This window comes from Halogranum roseipondis (genome assembly GCF_059695585.1).
In genome coordinates this window covers 2,708,493-2,727,198 of record NZ_CM185235.1, presented here as the reverse complement: position 1 = coordinate 2,727,198, position 18,706 = coordinate 2,708,493, and the positions used below count along the sequence as shown (strand labels likewise).

Sequence of the window (18,706 nt, the reverse complement as noted above, 5' to 3'; positions counted from 1 at the left end):
GAACAACAATTAAGTACCGGAACGTGGTAACAGGTGACATGGATATAACGGAGAGTCTCAGTTTCGACCACAAAGACCGCAAAGACATCTACGACTACATCGAGAGCAACGGCACCGTCCGCGAGGACGAGATACGACGTTCGCTCCGTCTCGACCCGGGTGCGCTCGGGACACACCTCACCATCCTCCGACGCGACGGCTACATCCGCAAGGTCGGCGACAAGGTACAGGTCGCCTACGAGGACGAGGAGGCTCAGGTCTACGAGGTCGACGGCGTCGAGTTCACCATCCGACTGCCCCAGGAGATCGACCGCGACCGACTCGTCGACGCCATCACCGAGGTGGCCGCCGAGGGGACGTACATCGAGGCCGAGACGGTCGCCGACGTCGTCGACCACGAAGAGGTGATCCTCCGGCACAACGAGGTCGGCTCGCGGATGTTCTTCGTCGCCACCGTCGAGGACGACGTGGTCGGGTGGGTCCACCTCGACCTCCCCGAGGCCGAGAAACTGAGCCACACCGCCGTGCTGACGGTGGGACTCCGACCGGAACACCGCGGCCACGGCATCGGGAGCAAACTGCTCGAACGCGGCACCGAGTGGGCGCGCGAGCACGGGTTCGAGAAGCTCTACAACAGCGTCCCGGCGACCAACGAGGAGGCCATCGAGTTCCTCGAGACCCGCGGGTGGGAGACCGAGGCCGTCCGCAAAGACCACTACAAGATCAACGGCCACTACGTCGACGAAGTGATGATGGCCGTCGACCTGCGGTGAACCGTCGAATCCTCTCGTTCTTTCACGAGCGCGAGCGACGGTGACGGCCGGCTGTGGCGACTGGTTTTATACGAGAGAACGGTGATCTGGAACTATGGATCAGCCCTCCACCTCCCCGCGAGCAGTCGCGAGACGTGTCGTCGCTGGCGGTCTCCTGGTTTTCTCGTTGTTCTCGTTGGGTAGCTACTGGAACTACATCGTCACCTCTCGGACGCTCTCCGCACTCCTCGCCGACCCGTTCGGGTCGACGTTCACGCTCGCCGTCACAGCGATGTTCGCCGGCGTCGCCGTCGCGAGCCTCGGCGTCGCGACGGAGACGTTCGACCGCCACCGCGTCGGCTACCTCCGGGCGATGCGAATCTGCGGCGCAGTCGGACTCGTCGGCGTCGGTGGGCTCCTCGTTGCCATCGTCGCCGCCGGCCTCTGAACCGCTCTCAGCGCCAGTCCGCGTCCGCCCCCTCCAGCGGTTCGGCGACGACGCCGTCCTGCTGCACTAACGCCCGTCCGTGTGCCGTACAGACGTCTCTGTCGGCGTCCCAGGGGATGTAGAGGCGCACGGCGGCGGGGTTCGCACAGCCGTCCTCGCTGCACTCGTCCATGTCTCGACGTAGCACGCGCCGGCTCTTGACTGCTACTCCGTGTACCGCTCGCGCTCGGCGTGTGCGACGTCGCTCCCGTAGGCGTCGACGAGCGGTTTGTAGGCGTCGCCGAGCGACCGCATGCACTGGCCGGTCGAGTGGTAGTCGAGTTCGTCGGCGACGGCGTCCCACGGCCGACACTGCAGCACCTTCCGGACGAGCAGGCGCTCCTCTCGGGCCGTCAGCCCCGCTCGCTCGGGGTCGGCGAGATGCCGAACCGCGAGGTCGCGGAACGCCCGCGGCGCGGTGCCGTAGAGCCCCGGCCCGTAGGACGCGCCGGCGACGACCCGCCAGTCGCGCTCCGAGAGGTCGAGCGGCGGCGTACCGTGGGTCGCCCGAACTGCGGCGCGGGCGACGTCGGGTTCGACGTCGTCCAGCGAGTCCGCGAGCACGCCTTCGACGCGCCGGAGGAACCAGTCGGTGTGGCGCTCCTGCAACGCTCGCCCGGCCTCGTTCGTCGGATCGAGCATGATCGCCGAGTACTCGCCGCTGGTGGCGTTTCTGGTGGTCGAGAGATGGACCGTCCGGTAGCCGTTGCGGTCCCAGAAGTCCAGCAACTCGGGGGTCGCCCCGTAGCCGACGCCCAGCCAGTCGACGTCGTCTCCGACCTCCTCGCGGATCTCGCGCAGGAGCCGCGACCCGAGTCCCTGCGAGCGGACGGCGTGGTGCGTCGCGATGCGCATGACGCGGTAGCCGACCGGGACGGCGGCGTCCTCGTCGCGGAGTTGGCTGGTGAGCACGTCGGGGAGCATGTTGCCGCGTACCCGCCCGCCGTCGTACATCTCGCGGCGCGTCTCGGCGTCGAGCCCTCCCTCGCGAGCGAGCAGTGCGACCGAGACGACGTGTCCGTCGTGGAGCAGCACCCGCAGCGACAGGTTCGGCGCGTCGAGCAGGCGGGCGAGATCGGTCGGTTCGGTCCGGTAGTGTGCGAGCACGAGCAGGCCGAACGCCTCGTTGAGCAGGTGTTCGTCGGCGACGAGGTCGTCCGGGGAGACGGCGCGGTACTCGACGTCGTCGACGGTCGCGTCTTCGACGAGCGGGTCGACGGCGGGACGGGCGTCGAGCAGGAGCGCCCGGAACGCCCACGTCTCGACGGGGTCGTTGCGGGCGTATCGGATGGGGTCGTCGAGGTGGACGTCGCGGACGACGCTGTCGCTCTCGGCGAGTCGGTCGCGGAACCGGACGGAGAACCCGCGGCCCGCGCCCTCGTAACCGTGGATCGTCGTGAAGAAGCCGACAGAGGGGGCCGACACGAACTGCGAGAGCAAGCGAACGGGGAGCGCGGCGGCCTCGTCGACGACGACGACGTCCGGGTCGCCGGGGAGCGTCGCGGCCGTCGGCGGGTCGGCGAAGCGGACGTGGCCGCCCTCGATCGTTCGGAGGTGTCGCTCGCGGCCCTCCTCGTCTTCTGTCTCGCCGGCGAGCGCGCCGAGTTCTGCGAGCAACGTGCGCGCGCGGACGAACACCTCCGCCGCGTTGCGACCCCCCGGTGCGGTGACGAGCACGTCCCGCCCCTCGGCGGCGAGACTTCCCGCCGCGAGACCGGCGGCGCTCGACTTCCCTCGCCCCCTGTCGGCCTCGACGACGACGGCGTGGCCCGACTCTCGGAGCAGTTCCAGCGACCGGACGGCCCGCGTCTGATCGGTCGTGAGACACGACTCGTAGGCCCGGCGGGGGAACTGCGCGTCCGTCGGCACCGGCGGGTCGCGTCGCGGTTCTGCGGATGGTGCGTCGGTGAGGCCGTCGCGTTCGACGGTCCCGCTCGCGAGGTCGACGACGGCGACGCCCGGATGCTCGCGGAGCGTGTCGACGAGTCGCTTCCTGAACCGGCCGGTCACGTCGTCCACAGTGAACGGCGGGACGGCGAGATACTCGTCGAAGCCGCCGCGTCTCGTCGGCCACTCGTCCAGCGGCGGCGTGAGGAGGACGAGCAGACCGCCGCCGTCGACGGCGCCGACGGTCCGCCCGATGGCGTTCGGCGAGAACTCCCCGTGGGCGTCGAGGACGACGCAGTCGCGGGTCGTCCCGAGCAGTCTGTCGGCGTGTTTCGGGTGGAGGCGTTCGAACCGGAACCCTTCCGCGGTCGTGACGACGGTGACGCCCTCGTCGGGGTAGCCCGCCCCCTCGACGGCGTCGTAGGCGGCGTCGATGCCGGCGTCGCGGTCGCCGGCGAGGACGAGCAGTCGACGCTCGTTCGCCCGTTCGGCCTCCGCGCGGAGTCGCCCGGCGAGGGCGCTGACAGTCATACCCTCCGGTTGTCGGCGGGGGCGTATTGCGGTTTCTCTCTCGGGTCGCTCGCGGCCCACGTCTCGCATTCGGGCTACGCCCTGCGCTCGGGGCCCCACGTCCTGCGCTCGGGGTCGCGTCCCCTGCTCAGACCTCGTCTAACTCTTCGAGGTCCTCCAGATCTTCGCTCGCGGTGAAGGCGAACTTCTTCGCGGCGAGGGCGACGACGACCAGGAGGAACAGTCCGAGTACGACGGGCAGGAGTCGCGCCCCGCCGGAGGAGTCGGTCGTCTCTGCGTCGTGCTCGGACTCCGTCTCCGACTCGTCGCTCTCCTCGCCGGTCTCGCTGCGTCCGCCCGTACTGATGGACTTCGGGCCGAACTGGACGTCTCCGTCGCCGAGTCGTATTTCGAGGAACGTGAACTTCTTCTCGGTCATACTCGTCAGTACGCCAACCAGCGGCTTATTCGTTGTCCCCGCATCGTCGCCTTCTTGCGCTTCCGCCGGCGAGGACGGGTATGGATGACACACGACGCGACTTCCTGGAATCGCTGCTGACGACGCCGAGTCCCTCCGGATTCGAGGCCGCCGGACAGCGCGTCTGGGTCGAGTACGTCTCGGAGTTCGCCGACGAGGTCACCACCGACGCCTACGGCAACGCCGTCGCGGTCCACGAGGGCAGCGGCGACGGCCCCGACCTCGTCTTCGCGGGCCACGCCGACGAGATCGGCTACATCGTCCGCGACGTCACCGAGGACGGCTTCCTCCGACTCGGCCCCATCGGCGGCGTCGACCGGACCGTCTCGAAGGGCCAGCACGTGACCGTCCACGGCGAGGAGACCGTACCGGGCGTCGTCGGACAGACGGCGATCCACCTCCGCGACGTCGGCGAGGAGGAGTACGACGACGTCCAAGAGCAGTTCGTCGACGTCGGTGCCGACAGCGAGGCCGAGGCGCGCGAACTGGTCGAGGTGGGCGACCCTGTCACCGTCACCACGCAGGTTCGGCGACTCGCGGGGACGCGACTCGCCGCCCGGGGGATGGACAACCGCATCGGGACGTGGGCGGCCGCAGAGGGGTTCCGCCGGGCGGTCGAGGCCGACGTGGACGCGACCGTCTACGCCGTCTCGACGGTCCAAGAGGAGAACGGCCTGCAGGGGGCGAAGATGGTCGGCTTCGACCTCGACCCCGACGCGGTCGTCGCCGTCGACGTCACGCACGCGACCGACAACCCCGACATCGAGTCGGAGCGACGAGGACCGGTCGAACTCGGCGACGGCCCGGTGATCGCCCGCGGGAGCGCGAACCACCCGAAACTCGTCGACCTCGCGCGGTCGGCCGCCGCGGACGAGGGGATCGACGTGCAGTTGCAGGCGACGGGCGTCCGAACGGGGACCGACGCCGACGCCTTCTTCACCAGTCGCGGCGGGATCCCGTCGCTGAACGTCGGCCTGCCGAACCGCTACATGCACACGCCGGTGGAGGTCGTCGACACCGACGACCTCGTCGCGCTCGCCGACCTGCTCGGTGCGATGGCGCGGGACGCCGCCGACGTCGACTCGTTCGCGGTCGACGTCTGAAGCTCGACCGCCTCCACGTCTCCACGACGAACGCGTCTGTAACTCGCTCACACAGCTACTGGACCGAAAGAAAACCGTTAAAAGTCGCCGAAGGGTCTGTCCAGACATGGCTGGAACTATCGAAGCACTCGTTCCCGGCGGGAAGGCCAACCCCGGCCCGCCCCTCGGTCCGGAGCTCGGACCGACGCCCGTGAACGTGCAGGACGTCGTCAACGAGATCAACGAGCAGACCGCCGCGTTCGACGGGATGGAGGTTCCCGTCACGGTCGAGTACGACGACGACGGCTCGTTCACCATCGAGGTCGGTGTCCCGCCGACGGCCGCGCTCGTCAAGGACGAGGCCGGATTCGAGACCGGTAGCGGCGAGCCCCAGAAGGACTTCGTCGCCGACATGAGCATCGAACAGGTGAAGAAGGTCGCAGAACAGAAGAGCTCCGACCTCCTCGCCTACGACACGAAGAACGCCGCGAAGGAAGTCGCCGGCACGTGTGCCTCTCTCGGTGTCACCATCGAAGGCAACGACGCCCGCGAGTTCAAGAAGCGCGTCGACGACGGCGAGTACGACGACGTCCTCGGCGAGTAAGCGACCTCTCTTCGTCTTACGTTTCTCCCCGGTGAGCGACAGCGACGGCGCAGTTCGTCGACCGCTACCCTCTCCTCTCACTCCGTCCCGACCAGTCGGATCGCCTTCCCGGACGTCTCCTCGGTCGCCCGACTGGTGAACACGACGCCGTCGTCGTCGACGTGCGGCGTGCTGCTGACCCAGCCGTCGGCGGAGACGTCCCAGACGCGCTCGCCGTCTCCCTTCCGAAGCGCGTAGCAGTTCGTGTCGTACGACCCGACGAGCACGTGTTCGCGCGTGACGGTCGGACAGCCGACGACGTAGCCGCCGGTCGCGAAGTTCCAGCGCTCCTCGCCGGTGGCGGCGTCGAGCGCCCGCAGTCGGCCGTCGTGGCCGCCGATGTAGACGGTTCCGTCGTCGGTGTCGACCGAGGCCCCGCCCATCACCATGTCGTCGGTCTCGAACGCCCACTGCTCCGCGCCGCTCTCGAGGCCGACGCGGTAGACCGAGTGGTCCCACGACCCGAAGAACGCGCTGCCGTCGTCGGTGGCGATGGGACCCTTGATGGCACCGTCGGTCTCGAACGTCCAGACGTGTTCGAGCGCCGGGTAGGACCAGCCGTAGAGGTTGCCGTCGTTGGACCCGACGACGAGTCGACCCGCCTCGCGGTCGATGGCGAGGATGGAGTGGGGGTGGTCGGTCGGCGTGTCGTCGGTCCAGACGACTTCGCCGGTGAGCGCGTCACAGCCGGCCATCGAACCGTCCGGGGCGGGGTGTTCGACGGCGATGTAGACGACGCCGTCGTGGTAGGCGGGGCTGGAACCGATGGAGCCGCCGAGTCGGGTCCGCCAGACTCGCTCGCCGGTGGCGACGTCGAACGCGTAGAGCGCGCCGTCGTACGCGCCGACGTAGACGAGGCCGTTGGCGACGGTCGGCGTGCCGTGGATGCCGCGCGTGCTCGACTCCGTGTCGGCGACCCAGTTCACCGCTCCGTCGACGGCGACGGAGCGCACCTGCCCGGAGTCGCCGGGGACGAGGTAGTTGCCGTCGGGGTCGCGGACGACGCTGGCCTTCGCCGCGGTGTGGTCGCCGACGTTGATCTCGGGGATGCGCCATGCGGTCCGGACGTCGGTGGGAACCGTCGCCTCGGGGTAGTAGCCCTGTCGCTTCAGCCCGCCGCGGAAGGTGGTGAACGCCTCGGCGTCGGCGGGCGCTCTGTCCGCCGCACCCGCCCCGGTCGGCGTCCCCGGTCCGCGGCGGGGGAGCAGTCGCCGGGCGTCGGCGAGTCGGCCGGCACAGCCGGCGAGACCGAGGCTGCCGCCGAGCGCCGCCGCGCGGAGGAACGACCGTCTGCTGTGGGGACCGCTCATCTCCTCGGGGATGCACGCTGACGGGTAATAGGGGTTGTGTCGATCGTTCGACCACGGCGCTCACGCACCGAGCAGCAGTGCCGCGTAGCCGACCGTGCCGACGACGAACGACGGGAAGGCGCTCCGCCGTTCCGCCGGAATCTCCTCTTTGGTGACGTTGAGGACGATCCCGCCCGCGAGGAACGCCTCGAGGACGGCCAGCGACGGCTCGGCGAGAGCGAACAGCTGCGCCACGCCCCACCCGCAGACGACGGCGAGCGCGAGTACCCACCGGCCGCGTCGGTGGTAGGCGTCCGCGTGGTGACGACGGAACCCCGCGTCGACGACGAAGAAGTGCAGCGCCATCGCGAGCGCGAAGACGGCGACGCTCCGGAACCCCTCGTCGATGCGGTGGACGAGCAGATAGCCGACGAGCCCGCTGTAGACGCTGAACGTCCCGACGTGGAGGCGGAAGACGCGGTTCGTCTCGGCGTTCGTCCCGTCGCCATCGTCGCCGGCCGATCGCTGTGCGAGGTTCTCGAGTCCGTAGAAGACGACGAAGCCGGCGAGTGCGACGAGGTAGGCGTGGTGATCGAGAAACGACTCGACGGGACCGACGTCGGCGAGCGTCCGTTGGCCCGCTCGGAGTGCGGGGAGGAGGTGGACGAAGACGTACGCGGCGGAGACGCCGCCGGCGAACGAGAGCCACTGCCGGGTCGAGACCAGCGCTGTCGGACGGAGCGAGGGGACGAACAGGTGGACGAGTGCGAGTCCGACGGCGAAGACCAGCGGCGCCGACACCATACCGAGTGTTACCGCGAGTGCGGCCAAGTGAGTGGTGGCCGGTATCGAACGGTCGTCGGTGTGACCCCGTCGTACGCGACGAATTCACACCCACAGCGGCGTCTTCGGACGTATCTGCTTCGACGGGTTTAAGTTCGAGATGACCGTGCGTCGAAACGAGACAGGCATCGCCTGTTTCACTGACCCGTAGGAGCACTCCTGCGTACTACGGAGGTGAATAATGGCAGACGACACAATAGTACAAGCAGTCTCTCGCGCACTCGACGAGGCACCCGAGCGGAACTTCCGCGAAACGGTCGACCTCGCGATCAACCTGCGCGACCTCGACCTTAACGACCCGTCGAAGCGTATCGACGAGGGCGTGGTTCTTCCGGCCGGCACCGGCCAAGACACCCAGATTGTGGTGTTCGCGACCGGCGAAACCGCGCTCCGAGCAGAAGACGTCGCCGACCGAGTTCTCAGTCCCGACGAACTCGAAGAGCTGGGCGACGACACCGATGCTGCCAAGGACCTCGCCGACGAGACCGACTTCTTCGTCGCAGAGGCCAGCATGATGCAGAACATCGGTCGCTACCTCGGTACGGTGCTGGGTCCGCGCGGCAAGATGCCGACGCCGCTCCAGCCCGAGGACGACGTGGTCGAAGTGGTGAACCGTATGAAGAACACCGTCCAGCTTCGCTCGCGGGACCGTCGCACGTTCCACACGCGCGTCGGCGCCCAGGACATGTCGGCCGACGAGATCGCCGACAACATCGACGTCATCATCCGACGTCTCGAAGCGAACCTCGAGAAGGGTCCCCTCAACATCGACACGATCTACGTGAAGACGACGATGGGTCCCTCCGTGGAGGTCGAAGCATGAGCGAGAGCGAGTCCGTCCGACGCACCGAGACGATCCCGCAGTGGAAACAGGATGAGGTCGACGAACTCGTCGACTTCATCGAGAACTACTCCTCTGTCGGCGTCGTCGGTGTGGCCGGTATCCCGAGCAAGCAGCTCCAGAACATGCGTCGCGGCCTGCACGGTAAGGCAGCCGTCCGCATGAGCCGGAACACGCTCGTGGTCCGCGCACTCGAGCAGGTCGACGAAGGCGTCGAAGACCTCACCGAGTTCGTCGCGGGACAGGTCGCGCTCATCGGCACGAACGACAACCCCTTCGGGCTGTACAAACAGCTCGAGGAGTCGAAGACCCCCGCCCCCATCAACGCGGGCGAGGTCGCGCCGAACGACATCGTCATCCCCGAGGGTGACACGGGCGTCGACCCGGGTCCCTTCGTGGGTGAACTCCAGCAGGTCGGCGCGAGCGCGCGCATCATGGACGGTTCGATTCAGGTCACCGAGGACTCGACGGTGCTCAGCGAGGGCGAAGTCGTCAGCGAGGACCTGGCGAACGTCCTGAGCGAACTCGGCATCGAGCCGAAGGAGGTCGGTCTCGACCTCAAGAGCGTGTACTCCGAGGGCGTCCTCTTCGCACCCGAAGAGCTCGCCATCGACGTCGACGAGTACCGCGCGGACATCCAGTCGGCGGTTTCGGCAGCGACCAACCTCTCGGTCAACGCCGTCTACCCGACGACGCAGACCGCGCCCACGCTCCTCTCGAAGGCCGCCGGCGAGGCCAAAGCACTCGGCCTCCACGCCGCCATCGAGAACGAAGAGCTCATGCCGGATCTCGTCGCCCGCGCCGACGCGCAGCTCCGCGCGCTCGCCGCGCAGATCGACGACGAGGAGGCACTCCCGGAGGAACTGCGCGGCGCAGCGGCGCCCGCCGAACCCGCCGAGGAAGAAGACGCACAGGCTGACGAAGAAGAAGATGCAGAAGCCGACACCGAGGACGCTGACGCCGACGCCGACGACGACGAAGACGACGACGGCGGCGACGGTCTCGGTATGATGTTCGGCTAACTACGAGGAACTTAGGACAATGGAATACGTTTACGCAGCTCTCATCCTGAACGAGACGGGCGAAGAGATCAACGAAGACAACATCACGGCGGTCCTCGAGGCCGCTGGCGTCGATGTCGAGGAATCCCGCGTCAAGGCGCTCGTCGCCGCGCTGGAGGACGTCGACATCGAGGAAGCGATCGAGACGGCCGCTGCCGCACCGGCAGCAGCCCCCGCTGGCGGCGCCGCCGGCGGCGACGAGGAGTCCGAGGAACTCGACACCACGGACGACGAGGAAGAAGAGGCCGCAGACGAGGACGAGGACGACGACGAGGACGAATCCTCGGGCGAAGGCCTCGGCGAGCTGTTCGGCTAACCCCGACCGCACGCCCCTCGCGACTCGACTCGATTCACAACCCCGATTTTCTTTCGACGCCCCGTCCGACAGCGACGGCGTCGTCGACGTGGGCGGTCCCACCCCCCATCGAGCCGACGGTTTATCACCGATGAGGCGGCCACCTCGTCGCGATGGTCCTCCCAGGCGTCTCCGTCGCTGCCGACCCCGCGACGAGCCTCGCCGTCGTCGGCTTCGCGGTCGGCGGCGTCGCGCTCGGGACGCTGAGCGGGTTGGTACCGGGGCTCCACGCCAACAACTTCGCGCTCCTCCTGGCCGCCGTCGCGCCCTCGGTTCCCGGACCACCCCGTCTCGTCGGTGCGGCGATGTTGGCCGCGGGCGTCGTCCACACCTTCCTCGATGTCGTCCCGGCGCTCGCACTCGGCGTCCCCGACGCGGCGATGGCGGCGACGGCACTCCCGGGGCACCGTCTCGTCGTCGCCGGACGCGGACGCGAGGCGCTCCGACTCTCCGCGCTCGGGAGCGGTGCGGCCGTCCTGTTCGCGATCCCGCTCGCCGTCCCGGTGACCGCCGCGATGACGGCTGCCTACCCCGTCGTCCGCGCGCACCTCCCGCTGGTGCTCGCGGGCGTCGTGGGGTTTCTCCTCGTGACCGAACCGACTCACCGGGCCGCAGTCGGCGGTGCGGTCGCCTTCGCGGTCAGTGCCCTGCTCGGCGCGCTGACGCTAGATATCTCGCCCGCCGCGCCGCTGGACGCAGGGGGGATGCTCGCCCCGCTCTTCACCGGGTTGTTCGGTGCGCCGGTGCTCCTCGACGCGATGGACGGTGCGGGCGTCCCGCCACAGGCGGACGCGCGGGTGAGGCTGGAGCGACGGACGCTCGGGTCGACCGCGTTCGCCGGCTCCGCGGCGGGGGCGGTCGTCGGCTACCTGCCGGGCGTCTCCGCGGCCATCGCTTCGGTGCTCGCGTTGCCCGCCGTCCCTGGCGACGACGACGCCCGCGGGTTTCTGGTGGCGACGAGTGGAGCCAACACGGCCAACACCGTCTTCGCGCTGTTCGCGCTGGTCGCGCTCGGGACGCCTCGGACGGGCGTGATGGTCGCGCTCGACGGACTCGAGGGGTCGCCGTCGCTACCGCTGTCGCTCTCGGTCGTCGCCGTCGCCGCGACCACCGGGTTCGCGCTCGTCCTCCTCGTCGGCGACCGCTATCTCCGCGTGGTCGGTCGGACGGACTACCGACTGCTCTCGGTGGCCGTGCTCGGTCTGCTCGTCGTCGTCTCGTGGCTGTTCGCGGGTCTCGTCGGCGTCGCGGTGTTCGCCGTGTCGACGCTCGTCGGACTCGTCCCCCCCCGACTCGGCACGCGCCGCGTGCATCTGATGGGAGTGCTCGTCGGGCCGCTGGCGCTCGGCCTCTGAACCCTGCGCGGGGAAAGACAATCATTAAAAGTCGTCACCCGGTTTGTAGGGGTATGAGCCAGTCGCAGCAACAGGAGCGTCAGTGTGTCTCCTGTGGCATCAACATCGCCGGGATGAGCGCTGCCCGCTTCAAGTGCCCGGACTGTGGGCAGGTCATCTTCCGATGTGCGAAGTGCCGCAAACAGAGCAACCTCTACGAGTGTCCCGACTGCGGATTCATGGGTCCATAATCATGGGAAAGGTAGCAGCCAAGATGAAGGTCATGCCGCAGAGCCCCGAGATCGACCTCGACGCGCTTCAGGAGCGTCTCGAGGAGGCCCTCCCCGAGGGCGGAAAGATCAGCCGCGTCGACCGCGAGGACGTCGCCTTCGGTCTCATCGCGCTGTTCCCGACGGTCATCGTCCCCGACGGTGCCGGCGGGACGGAAGCGATCGAGGAGGCGTTCGCCGGCGTCGAGGGCGTCGAGTCCGTCAGCGTCGACGAAGTCGGTCGTATCTGACGGCCTCGTTCTGAACCAGCGGACGGCGTCGCCGTCCGTGTTTTCTCGTCCGACCACCGACCGCTCGGGTCGTCTCGCCGCGAGCGACGAGTTCACCGCAGACGGCGAACCGACTCGGTCGGCGGTCGGTAGTCGGTGGTCACACGAAGAGACGCGTCGGGACGCTGCGGAGCGTTCCGACGGCAGGTCGTCCAGAAGAGTCGCTAGCGACGCTCACCCGTGGTCGTCACGCCGACGTTCGACCGTCGCGTCGGTGAAGCGTCACTCTGGACGCTCTCGAGGTAGTAGAGCGCCTCCTGCAGGTACGCCTGTTGGTGGGGCGCGAGCTCGTGATACTCGTCGGTGTCGATCGCGTCTTCTAGGTTCTTCGTCGCCGTTGCCAGACTGTCCCCGATGGTTCGGTTCTCCATTTCGAATCAATCGAGTCCACACACCTTGATAAAATCGAGCTAACCGGGAAGTAATCGGGGTCGATATGCTCTAAATAGTAACTGTTCCGGCGTTCGACACGTACTGGAGCTGTGCGTCGCCAGCGCGTCCACGGTTCGCGCCGCCGTCGACGCCGCCCGTACTGGCGACGACCGGGCCGTCGACGCGACCGCGGGGGTAGCGCGACCCGCCGTCCGAACGTGACGCGGGACTGTCCACCTCGACGCCGTCGGGAAGAATGTACGTCTACACTGACGGATTCGAACTGTAGTACGAACAGAAGTATTATAGTTAACTGGACGTACATCAACGTATGTACGAGACGCCTGCCGCCACGTACGGTTACATCCCCGTCGTCGTGACGTTCTGGCTCTACGTCGGCCTCGCACTCTCCGCCAGCCTCCTCGCGAGCGAGCTGGGAGCGTCCGGTGGGGCGTCGTTCGCCGTCTTCCTCCTGGCGGCGGTCGGCCTCCTCAAACCGTTCTTCCCGCTGTTCCGGCGGCTGCTGCCGAACGCACGGAACGAACGGTGACGGCGTGAGCGCAGTGTCGCCTACTCTATAGTAACGAGTGCACGTCATCACACCCGACTGGTCGCCGTCGTGCGGTCGGGTGTGGAGACAGTTGCACGAGCTACTGTAGCGCCGCGTCGAACGCCCGCTGGAGGTCCGCCTTCATGTCGTCGACGTGTTCGACGCCGACGCTGACGCGGACGAGGCCGTCGGTGAGACCCGCCGCGAGACGCTCCTCGCGCGGGATGGCCGCGTGAGTCATCGCCGCGGGCTGTTCGATGAGGCTCTCGACGCCGCCGAGGGACTCGGCGAGGGTGAACACGTCCGTCTCGCTGACGACGGTGCTGGCCTCCTCGAGACTGCCGTCGAGTTCGAACGAGAGCATCCCGCCGAAGTCGTCCATCTGTTCGCTCGCCAGTTCGTGTTGCGGGTGGCTCTCCAGTCCGGGGTAGAACACCTCCTGGACCGCCTCGTGGTCGTCCAGCCACGCGGCGAGCGCGCGGGCGTTGTCGCAGTGGCGGTCCATCCGAACCGGGAGCGTCTTCGTCCCGCGGAGGACGAGGAAGCAGTCGAACGGGCCGGGCGTCGCGCCGACGGAGTTCTGGTAGAAGCCGATCTCCTCGTCCAGCTCCTCGTCGTCGACGACGAGCGCGCCGCCGACGACGTCGGAGTGACCGCCGAGGTACTTCGTCAGCGAGTGACAGACGACGTCAGCGCCGTGTTCGAGCGGTCGCTGGAGGTAGGGCGTCGCGAAGGTGTTGTCGACCGCACAGAGCGCGTCGTACTCGTGGGCGAGTTCCGCGAGCGCGTCGACGTCGTTGACGTTCATGAGCGGGTTCGTCGGCGTCTCCACCCAGAGGAGCTCCGTGTTCGGCCCCATCGCGTCGTCGACGGCGTCGTGGTCGGTCGTGTCGACGAAGTCGAACTCGAGGTCGAACTTCTCGTAGACCTGCGTGAAGATGCGGTGGGTGCCGCCGTAGACGTCGTCGCCCGCGACGACGTGGTCGCCCGCCTCCAGCAGATTGAGCACGGTGTTGATCGCCCCCATCCCGGAGGAGAAACAGCGGCCGAAGTCGCCGCCCTCCAGCGCCGCGAGGTTCTCCTCCAGATCCGTCCGCGTCGGGTTCCCCGTCCGCGAGTACTCGTAGCCGCGATGTTCACCGGGGCCGTCCTGCTTGTACGTGGAGTTGGCGAAGATGGGCGTCATGAGTGCGCCCGTCTCCTCGTCGGGTTCCTGTCCGGCGTGGATGGCGCGCGTCTCGATGCGCCGGTCGTCGTCGGTCATACCGACGCCATCGCCCGCAGGCGTCTAAAGACTGGCTACATACTCGGTCGACGTGGGACTGCAGACTCGCCACTCCGTGTGAACGACTCCCGCCCTCGGACGGAGAACGCACCATTTATAATCGAAAGCGCAGTAATCGAACTCACGACTATGCCGAGTTCCAACGGTCCCATGAACGGTACGCGAGGAAAGCTCTCGAACAATCCGCGCGACCGCGGTACGTCGCCGCCGCAGCGCGCGATCCAGGAGTACGACGTCGGTCAGAAGGTCCACCTCCGACTCGACCCGAGCGTCCGCAAGGGCCGCTTCCACCCGCGCTTCAACGGTCACACCGGTGAAGTGCTCGGGAAGCAGGGCCGCGCGTTCAAGGTCCAGATCAACGACGGCGGCAAGGACAAGACGATCATCGTCCGCCCCGCCCACCTGCGCGCCCAGAAGTAGATGACCATCTTCAAAGAGAAGCTCGACGAGGAGCACCTCACCATCTCGGAGGTGAAAGAACTCCTCCAGGACGTCGAAGCCGAGCGTGCGGCCGACCCGGACCGTGAACTCCGATACGAGTTGGCCCGCGCCATCGAGCACGTCAACCGGTTCACCGTGCTCGACCCGGAGGACTCCCGTGCACTCGTCGCCGAACTCGAGGAACTCGAGAAGGTCGACGAGGCGACCGCCTACAAGATCGCCGATCTGCTCCCGCGGGACCGCGACGAACTCCGCGCAGTCTTCGCCAAACAGCGCTACGCGCTCGACGGCGACGAACTCGACGAGATACTCAACGTCGTCGCGAAGTACGTCTGAGCGACGCCAGTCGCACCCCACGACACTCCTCGTGAGACTCGATCGCGACGGGCCGCCGTCGGTCGCTCGACCGGCGGCTGGCGACGCCACTACTGCGTCGTCCCACTGTTTAAATAGACAGTGGACGTAACCGTCGTCTATGACTGAATCCGAGAGCGGTGAGGCCGAGAGCGACGCGCGGTACGCCGTCGTCCTCGACTATCTCGCACACGGTCGCCCGGACGACGACCGCCCGCAGTACAAGAAACAGCCGCTCGCGTACGCCCTCGGAGAGGAGAACTTCCGTCTCTTCGAACTGACGCTCGCGGAGGACGCCGACGTCGGCATCGGCGACCGCATCGTCGTCGAACCGAGCGCGGACCGCCAGTCGGTCGACTCCGCCCGCGAAGTCGAGTACGACGACCTCTCGAACGCCGCCCACTCGGAGTTGGAGTACGTCGTCGCCGACATCGTCGACGGCGACGAGCGGCGGTTCGTCGACTTCTACAACGACGCCCAGCCGATCACCCTCCGTCTCCACCAGCTGAACCTCCTGCCCGGAATCGGGAAGAAACTCCGGAACAACATCCTCGACGAGCGCAAGCGCAAGCCGTTCGAGAGCTTCGAAGAACTCGAAGAGCGGGTGTCGGGACTCCACCGACCGCAGGAGGTGCTCGTCGAACGGATCATCGAAGAGCTGCGCGACGACGACCTGAAGTACAAGACGTTCGTTCGCCGCGAACAGCGCGAACAGTAGCGCCGTACAGACAGTCTCTCGTCCCGACAGCACCGATACGGACCGACGTGCAAGCGGGAGGTTTACGGCCGTCGGTCGTCAAATCTCCCGCAATGACCGAGCAGGACGGCGTCTCCGACGGACTCTACGGCGAGCGGACGCTCCGAGACCCCGACGCGCTCATCCGGCGTGCAGGACTCCGCGGCGACCCCGACCAGGACCAACACTTCCTCGTCGACGACCGGGTACTCGACCGCGTTCCCAGCTATCTCCCCGACGACACCGACACGTCGCACGTCCTCGAAGTCGGACCGGGGACGGGTGCGCTCACCGACCGACTACTCGCCGTCGCCGACCGCGTCACCGTCGTCGAACGCGACGTGCGCCTCGCCGACTTCCTCCGTCGAGAGTTCGCCGACGAGATCGACGCCGGGCGGTTGACCGTCCTCGAGGGTGACGCGCTAGCGGTCGACCTCCCCGAGTTCACCGCCTGCGTCGCGAACCTCCCGTACGGCATCTCCAGCGAGATAACGTTCCGACTGCTCCCCGAGGGGAAGCCGCTGGTGTTGATGTTCCAGAAGGAGTTCGCAGAGCGGATGGCGGCCGACCCAGCGACCGACGCCTACGGTCGACTCTCCGTCAGCGCCCAGCACTACGCCGACGTCGAGGTGGTCGAACCCGTGCCGCCGACCGCGTTCTCCCCGCCACCGGCCGTCGACAGCGCTATCGTCCGGACGACCCCGCGCGACCCCGACTACGAGGTCGACGACCCCGCGTTCTTCCTCGACTTCGTGAAGGCACTGTTCACCCAGCGACGGAAGACGATCCGAAACGGCATCCGCAACACCACGCACATCACGGGGATCGAGAACCCCGAAGCCGTCGTCGACGCCGTCGAGGCGTACGACGAGGTGCTCCTGCGAAAGCGCGCGGGGAAACTCGCGCCCGCACAGTTCGCGGAGCTCGCCGCCGTCGCTGCCGACGTCGAGCGGCGTGAGAGCGATGCCTGAGACGCCGAACCCGCTCCCGATCGCGAACGGTTCGGCGAACGGCTCAGCAAACAGCTCGGCGAACGGCTCGACGAACGGTTCGGCGACCGACGCGGCCAACGAGACGATCAACGAGACCGTCAGCCAGCTTCCCGCTCCGCTCGACGCTCTCGGACAGGGTATCTTCCCCGCAGGCACGGCGCTCGTCGTCCAGGTCGCCGTCACCGTCGCCGTGATCGTCGCCGTCTTCGGCATCCGCTACTACGAGAACAAGTGGGTCAACTCGATGGACTCGGACTCCATCAGACGCGTCCTCGCCTCGGGCGGCGTCGCCCTCGCCACCGCGGTCGGCGTCCTCCTCCTCGTCGACGTCTGGGCGCTCGGCGGCGCGCTCGTCGGCGCGTTCGGCAACCTCAACGAGGGTGACCGCCCCGGGAAGATCCTGATCTCGGGCGTCATCCTCGGGATCACGTACACGCTCACCAACTTCGTCGGGCGCGTCATCCAGGTCGTCGCCGGCACGGGCGACGCCATCAGTCGCCACCAGCGCGAGGTCGTCTTCCGCCTCACGCAGCTGTCGCTGTACGCCACCGCCGTCTTCCTCGTCATCAGCCTCTTCACCGAAGACCTCGGGAGCCTCCTCGTCGGGGCCGGGTTCCTCGGTATCATCGTCGGGATGGCGGCGAGACAGACGCTCGGTGCGGTGCTCGCGGGGTTCGTGCTGATGTTCTCCCGACCGTTCGAGATCGGCGACTGGATCGTCGTCGGCGACAACGAGGGAACCGTGACGGACATCACCATCGTCAACACGCGACTCCAGACGTTCGACGGCGAGTACGTCATCCTCCCGAACGACGAGGTGAGCAACGAGGCCATCACCAACCGTACCCGGCGGGGTCGCCTCCGGATCGAAGTCGAGGTGGGCGTCGACTACGACGTCGACCCCGAGTACGCCGCCGACGTCGCACTCGACACCGTCGAGGCGCTCGACGAGGTACTCGACGTGCCGGGGCCGCAGGTCGTCCTCAAGGAGTTCGCCTCCTCGTCGGTCGTCCTGGGGGTTCGGTTCTGGATCGACAACCCGAGCGCCCGCCGGATGTGGCGCGCCCGGACGGCCGTCGTCGCGGCGGTGAAAGAGGCGTTCGAGGAAGAGGGGATCGACATCCCGTACCCACAGCGCGCGCTGTCGAGGCGCGACGCCGAGAGCGACGTGCCGTTGTCGGAGTCCGATCGGAGCGCCGAAGCGACGACCGACGGAGGAGAGCAATGACGACGAACAACGACGGAGAACCGCCGGAACGGTCGAGCGCGGACGGACTCGCCGAACGCCGGGGGATGAACGTCGACGTGTACCAACCGGCCGAGGACTCGGGGCTGTTGGCGCAGGCCGCCGTCGAGTTCCCCGTCTCCGGCACCGTCCTCGAGGTCGGCACCGGGTCGGGGTGGGTCGCCCAGCAGGTCGACGAGAACACCGACGCGCGCGTCGTCGGCAGCGACCTCAACCCCCACGCCTGCCGACAGACCCGCGAACGCGGCGTCGAAGCCGTCCGCGCGAACCTGCTCGACCCGTTCCGCGACGGCGCGTTCGACGCCGTGCTGTTCAACCCGCCCTACTTGCCGACGGACCCGGACAACGAGTGGGACGACTGGATGGAACACGCGCTCTCCGGCGGCGAGTCGGGCCGCGAACTCATCGACCCGTTCCTCGACGACGTGAGTCGCGTGCTCGCTCCCGACGGCGTCGTCCTCCTGCTCGTGAGCAGTCTCACCGGCTACGACGCCGTCGTCGATCGGGCGGAGTCGAACGGGTTCACCGTCGAGACCGCCGTCCAGGAGTCGTACCCGTTCGAGACGCTCACGGTGCTCGCACTCTCGAGATGAGTGTTGGTTATTTTCT

25 protein-coding genes are annotated in these 18,706 nt (G+C 67.8%); 17 read left to right on the top strand and 8 right to left on the bottom strand.

Annotated elements, in window-relative coordinates; all coding sequences use genetic code 11:
• Window positions 1-38: 38 nt before the first annotated feature.
• Complete coding sequence (locus tag EOHIBHHM_RS14320) at window positions 39-773, top strand: GNAT family N-acetyltransferase (protein ID WP_497251713.1); 735 nt, start codon at window positions 39-41, stop codon at window positions 771-773.
• A gap of 94 nt (window positions 774-867) precedes the next feature.
• A complete protein-coding gene (locus EOHIBHHM_RS14315; protein WP_497251711.1) occupies window positions 868-1,200 on the top strand; it encodes a hypothetical protein in 333 nt (110 codons plus the stop codon).
• 7 nt (window positions 1,201-1,207) lie between these two features.
• On the opposite strand, the gene EOHIBHHM_RS14310 is transcribed toward EOHIBHHM_RS14315, so the two are convergent.
• The 3 genes from EOHIBHHM_RS14310 to EOHIBHHM_RS14300 form a co-directional block, all read right to left on the bottom strand.
• Window positions 1,208-1,372 (bottom strand): DUF8014 family protein, encoded by a 165-nt coding sequence (locus EOHIBHHM_RS14310; RefSeq protein WP_497251709.1) that lies wholly within the window; start codon window positions 1,370-1,372, stop codon window positions 1,208-1,210.
• A 32-nt stretch (window positions 1,373-1,404) separates the two neighbouring features.
• Window positions 1,405-3,657: a tRNA(Met) cytidine acetyltransferase TmcA gene (gene tmcA, locus EOHIBHHM_RS14305; protein WP_497251707.1), complete on the bottom strand. Its 2,253-nt coding sequence runs from the start codon at window positions 3,655-3,657 to the stop codon at window positions 1,405-1,407.
• Window positions 3,658-3,784: 127 nt separating this feature from the next.
• The gene (locus EOHIBHHM_RS14300) at window positions 3,785-4,075 is read right to left on the bottom strand and encodes a hypothetical protein (RefSeq protein ID WP_497251705.1); all 291 of its coding nucleotides are present in this window, start codon (window positions 4,073-4,075) and stop codon (window positions 3,785-3,787) included.
• An 80-nt stretch (window positions 4,076-4,155) separates the two neighbouring features.
• On the opposite strand from EOHIBHHM_RS14300, the gene EOHIBHHM_RS14295 reads away from it, so the two are divergent.
• Window positions 4,156-5,217: a M20/M25/M40 family metallo-hydrolase gene (locus EOHIBHHM_RS14295; protein ID WP_497251703.1), complete on the top strand. Its 1,062-nt coding sequence runs from the start codon at window positions 4,156-4,158 to the stop codon at window positions 5,215-5,217.
• A gap of 106 nt (window positions 5,218-5,323) precedes the next feature.
• The gene (locus EOHIBHHM_RS14290) at window positions 5,324-5,800 is read left to right on the top strand and encodes a 50S ribosomal protein L11 (RefSeq protein WP_497251701.1); all 477 of its coding nucleotides are present in this window, start codon (window positions 5,324-5,326) and stop codon (window positions 5,798-5,800) included.
• Between the two features lie 77 nt (window positions 5,801-5,877).
• Here EOHIBHHM_RS14290 and EOHIBHHM_RS14285 read toward each other — a convergent pair whose 3' ends face one another.
• Both EOHIBHHM_RS14285 and EOHIBHHM_RS14280 read right to left on the bottom strand, forming a co-directional pair.
• Window positions 5,878-7,149, bottom strand: a complete 1,272-nt coding sequence (locus EOHIBHHM_RS14285; RefSeq protein WP_497251699.1) for an outer membrane protein assembly factor BamB family protein — start codon at window positions 7,147-7,149, stop codon at window positions 5,878-5,880.
• Between the two features lie 60 nt (window positions 7,150-7,209).
• Window positions 7,210-7,932 (bottom strand): hypothetical protein, encoded by a 723-nt coding sequence (locus EOHIBHHM_RS14280; RefSeq protein ID WP_497251697.1) that lies wholly within the window; start codon window positions 7,930-7,932, stop codon window positions 7,210-7,212.
• A gap of 220 nt (window positions 7,933-8,152) precedes the next feature.
• Here EOHIBHHM_RS14280 and EOHIBHHM_RS14275 point away from each other — a divergent pair, with 220 nt between their 5' ends.
• From EOHIBHHM_RS14275 to EOHIBHHM_RS14250, 6 genes are all read left to right on the top strand, one after another.
• The gene (locus tag EOHIBHHM_RS14275; protein ID WP_497251695.1) at window positions 8,153-8,794 is read left to right on the top strand and encodes a 50S ribosomal protein L1; all 642 of its coding nucleotides are present in this window, start codon (window positions 8,153-8,155) and stop codon (window positions 8,792-8,794) included.
• Window positions 8,791-9,834: a 50S ribosomal protein L10 gene (locus EOHIBHHM_RS14270; protein ID WP_497251693.1), complete on the top strand. Its 1,044-nt coding sequence runs from the start codon at window positions 8,791-8,793 to the stop codon at window positions 9,832-9,834. The genes EOHIBHHM_RS14275 and EOHIBHHM_RS14270 overlap by 4 nt, the downstream gene beginning before the upstream one ends.
• A 19-nt stretch (window positions 9,835-9,853) precedes the next feature.
• Window positions 9,854-10,189 carry a 50S ribosomal protein P1 gene (gene rpl12p / locus EOHIBHHM_RS14265; protein WP_497251691.1) on the top strand — a complete coding sequence of 112 codons (336 nt, stop codon included), beginning with the start codon at window positions 9,854-9,856 and terminating at the stop codon, window positions 10,187-10,189.
• A gap of 152 nt (window positions 10,190-10,341) precedes the next feature.
• The gene (locus EOHIBHHM_RS14260; RefSeq protein ID WP_497251689.1) at window positions 10,342-11,583 is read left to right on the top strand and encodes a tripartite tricarboxylate transporter permease; all 1,242 of its coding nucleotides are present in this window, start codon (window positions 10,342-10,344) and stop codon (window positions 11,581-11,583) included.
• A 53-nt stretch (window positions 11,584-11,636) separates the two neighbouring features.
• On the top strand, window positions 11,637-11,813 hold the full coding sequence (locus EOHIBHHM_RS14255; protein ID WP_009367546.1) for an HVO_2753 family zinc finger protein: 177 nt from the start codon (window positions 11,637-11,639) through the stop codon (window positions 11,811-11,813).
• Window positions 11,814-11,815: 2 nt separating this feature from the next.
• Window positions 11,816-12,082 (top strand): elongation factor 1-beta, encoded by a 267-nt coding sequence (locus tag EOHIBHHM_RS14250; protein ID WP_089823571.1) that lies wholly within the window; start codon window positions 11,816-11,818, stop codon window positions 12,080-12,082.
• 203 nt (window positions 12,083-12,285) lie between these two features.
• On the opposite strand, the gene EOHIBHHM_RS14245 is transcribed toward EOHIBHHM_RS14250, so the two are convergent.
• Complete coding sequence (locus EOHIBHHM_RS14245) at window positions 12,286-12,492, bottom strand: hypothetical protein (protein WP_497251686.1); 207 nt, start codon at window positions 12,490-12,492, stop codon at window positions 12,286-12,288.
• A 70-nt stretch (window positions 12,493-12,562) separates the two neighbouring features.
• Window positions 12,563-12,730: a hypothetical protein gene (locus EOHIBHHM_RS14240; protein ID WP_497251684.1), complete on the bottom strand. Its 168-nt coding sequence runs from the start codon at window positions 12,728-12,730 to the stop codon at window positions 12,563-12,565.
• A gap of 94 nt (window positions 12,731-12,824) precedes the next feature.
• Between EOHIBHHM_RS14240 and EOHIBHHM_RS14235 the strand changes: the two genes are divergently transcribed.
• Window positions 12,825-13,043 carry a hypothetical protein gene (locus EOHIBHHM_RS14235; protein ID WP_497251682.1) on the top strand — a complete coding sequence of 73 codons (219 nt, stop codon included), beginning with the start codon at window positions 12,825-12,827 and terminating at the stop codon, window positions 13,041-13,043.
• A gap of 100 nt (window positions 13,044-13,143) precedes the next feature.
• Here EOHIBHHM_RS14235 and EOHIBHHM_RS14230 read toward each other — a convergent pair whose 3' ends face one another.
• On the bottom strand, window positions 13,144-14,307 hold the full coding sequence (locus EOHIBHHM_RS14230) for a cystathionine gamma-synthase (RefSeq protein ID WP_497251680.1): 1,164 nt from the start codon (window positions 14,305-14,307) through the stop codon (window positions 13,144-13,146).
• Between the two features lie 150 nt (window positions 14,308-14,457).
• Between EOHIBHHM_RS14230 and EOHIBHHM_RS14225 the strand changes: the two genes are divergently transcribed.
• From EOHIBHHM_RS14225 to EOHIBHHM_RS14200, 6 genes are all read left to right on the top strand, one after another.
• Window positions 14,458-14,748, top strand: coding sequence for a 50S ribosomal protein L21e (locus tag EOHIBHHM_RS14225; RefSeq protein WP_497251678.1), 291 nt, complete (start codon window positions 14,458-14,460; stop codon window positions 14,746-14,748).
• Entirely contained in the window at window positions 14,749-15,105 is a 357-nt protein-coding gene (locus EOHIBHHM_RS14220) for an RNA polymerase Rpb4 family protein (RefSeq protein ID WP_497251676.1), read from the top strand.
• Window positions 15,106-15,244: 139 nt separating this feature from the next.
• The gene (locus EOHIBHHM_RS14215; protein WP_497251674.1) at window positions 15,245-15,841 is read left to right on the top strand and encodes a DUF655 domain-containing protein; all 597 of its coding nucleotides are present in this window, start codon (window positions 15,245-15,247) and stop codon (window positions 15,839-15,841) included.
• Window positions 15,842-15,933: 92 nt separating this feature from the next.
• The gene (locus tag EOHIBHHM_RS14210; protein ID WP_497251672.1) at window positions 15,934-16,830 is read left to right on the top strand and encodes a 16S ribosomal RNA methyltransferase A; all 897 of its coding nucleotides are present in this window, start codon (window positions 15,934-15,936) and stop codon (window positions 16,828-16,830) included.
• A complete protein-coding gene (locus tag EOHIBHHM_RS14205; RefSeq protein WP_497251670.1) occupies window positions 16,823-18,079 on the top strand; it encodes a mechanosensitive ion channel family protein in 1,257 nt (418 codons plus the stop codon). The genes EOHIBHHM_RS14210 and EOHIBHHM_RS14205 overlap by 8 nt, the downstream gene beginning before the upstream one ends.
• On the top strand, window positions 18,076-18,690 hold the full coding sequence (locus tag EOHIBHHM_RS14200; RefSeq protein ID WP_497251668.1) for a HemK2/MTQ2 family protein methyltransferase: 615 nt from the start codon (window positions 18,076-18,078) through the stop codon (window positions 18,688-18,690). The genes EOHIBHHM_RS14205 and EOHIBHHM_RS14200 overlap by 4 nt, the downstream gene beginning before the upstream one ends.
• Window positions 18,691-18,706: the final 16 nt, after the last annotated feature.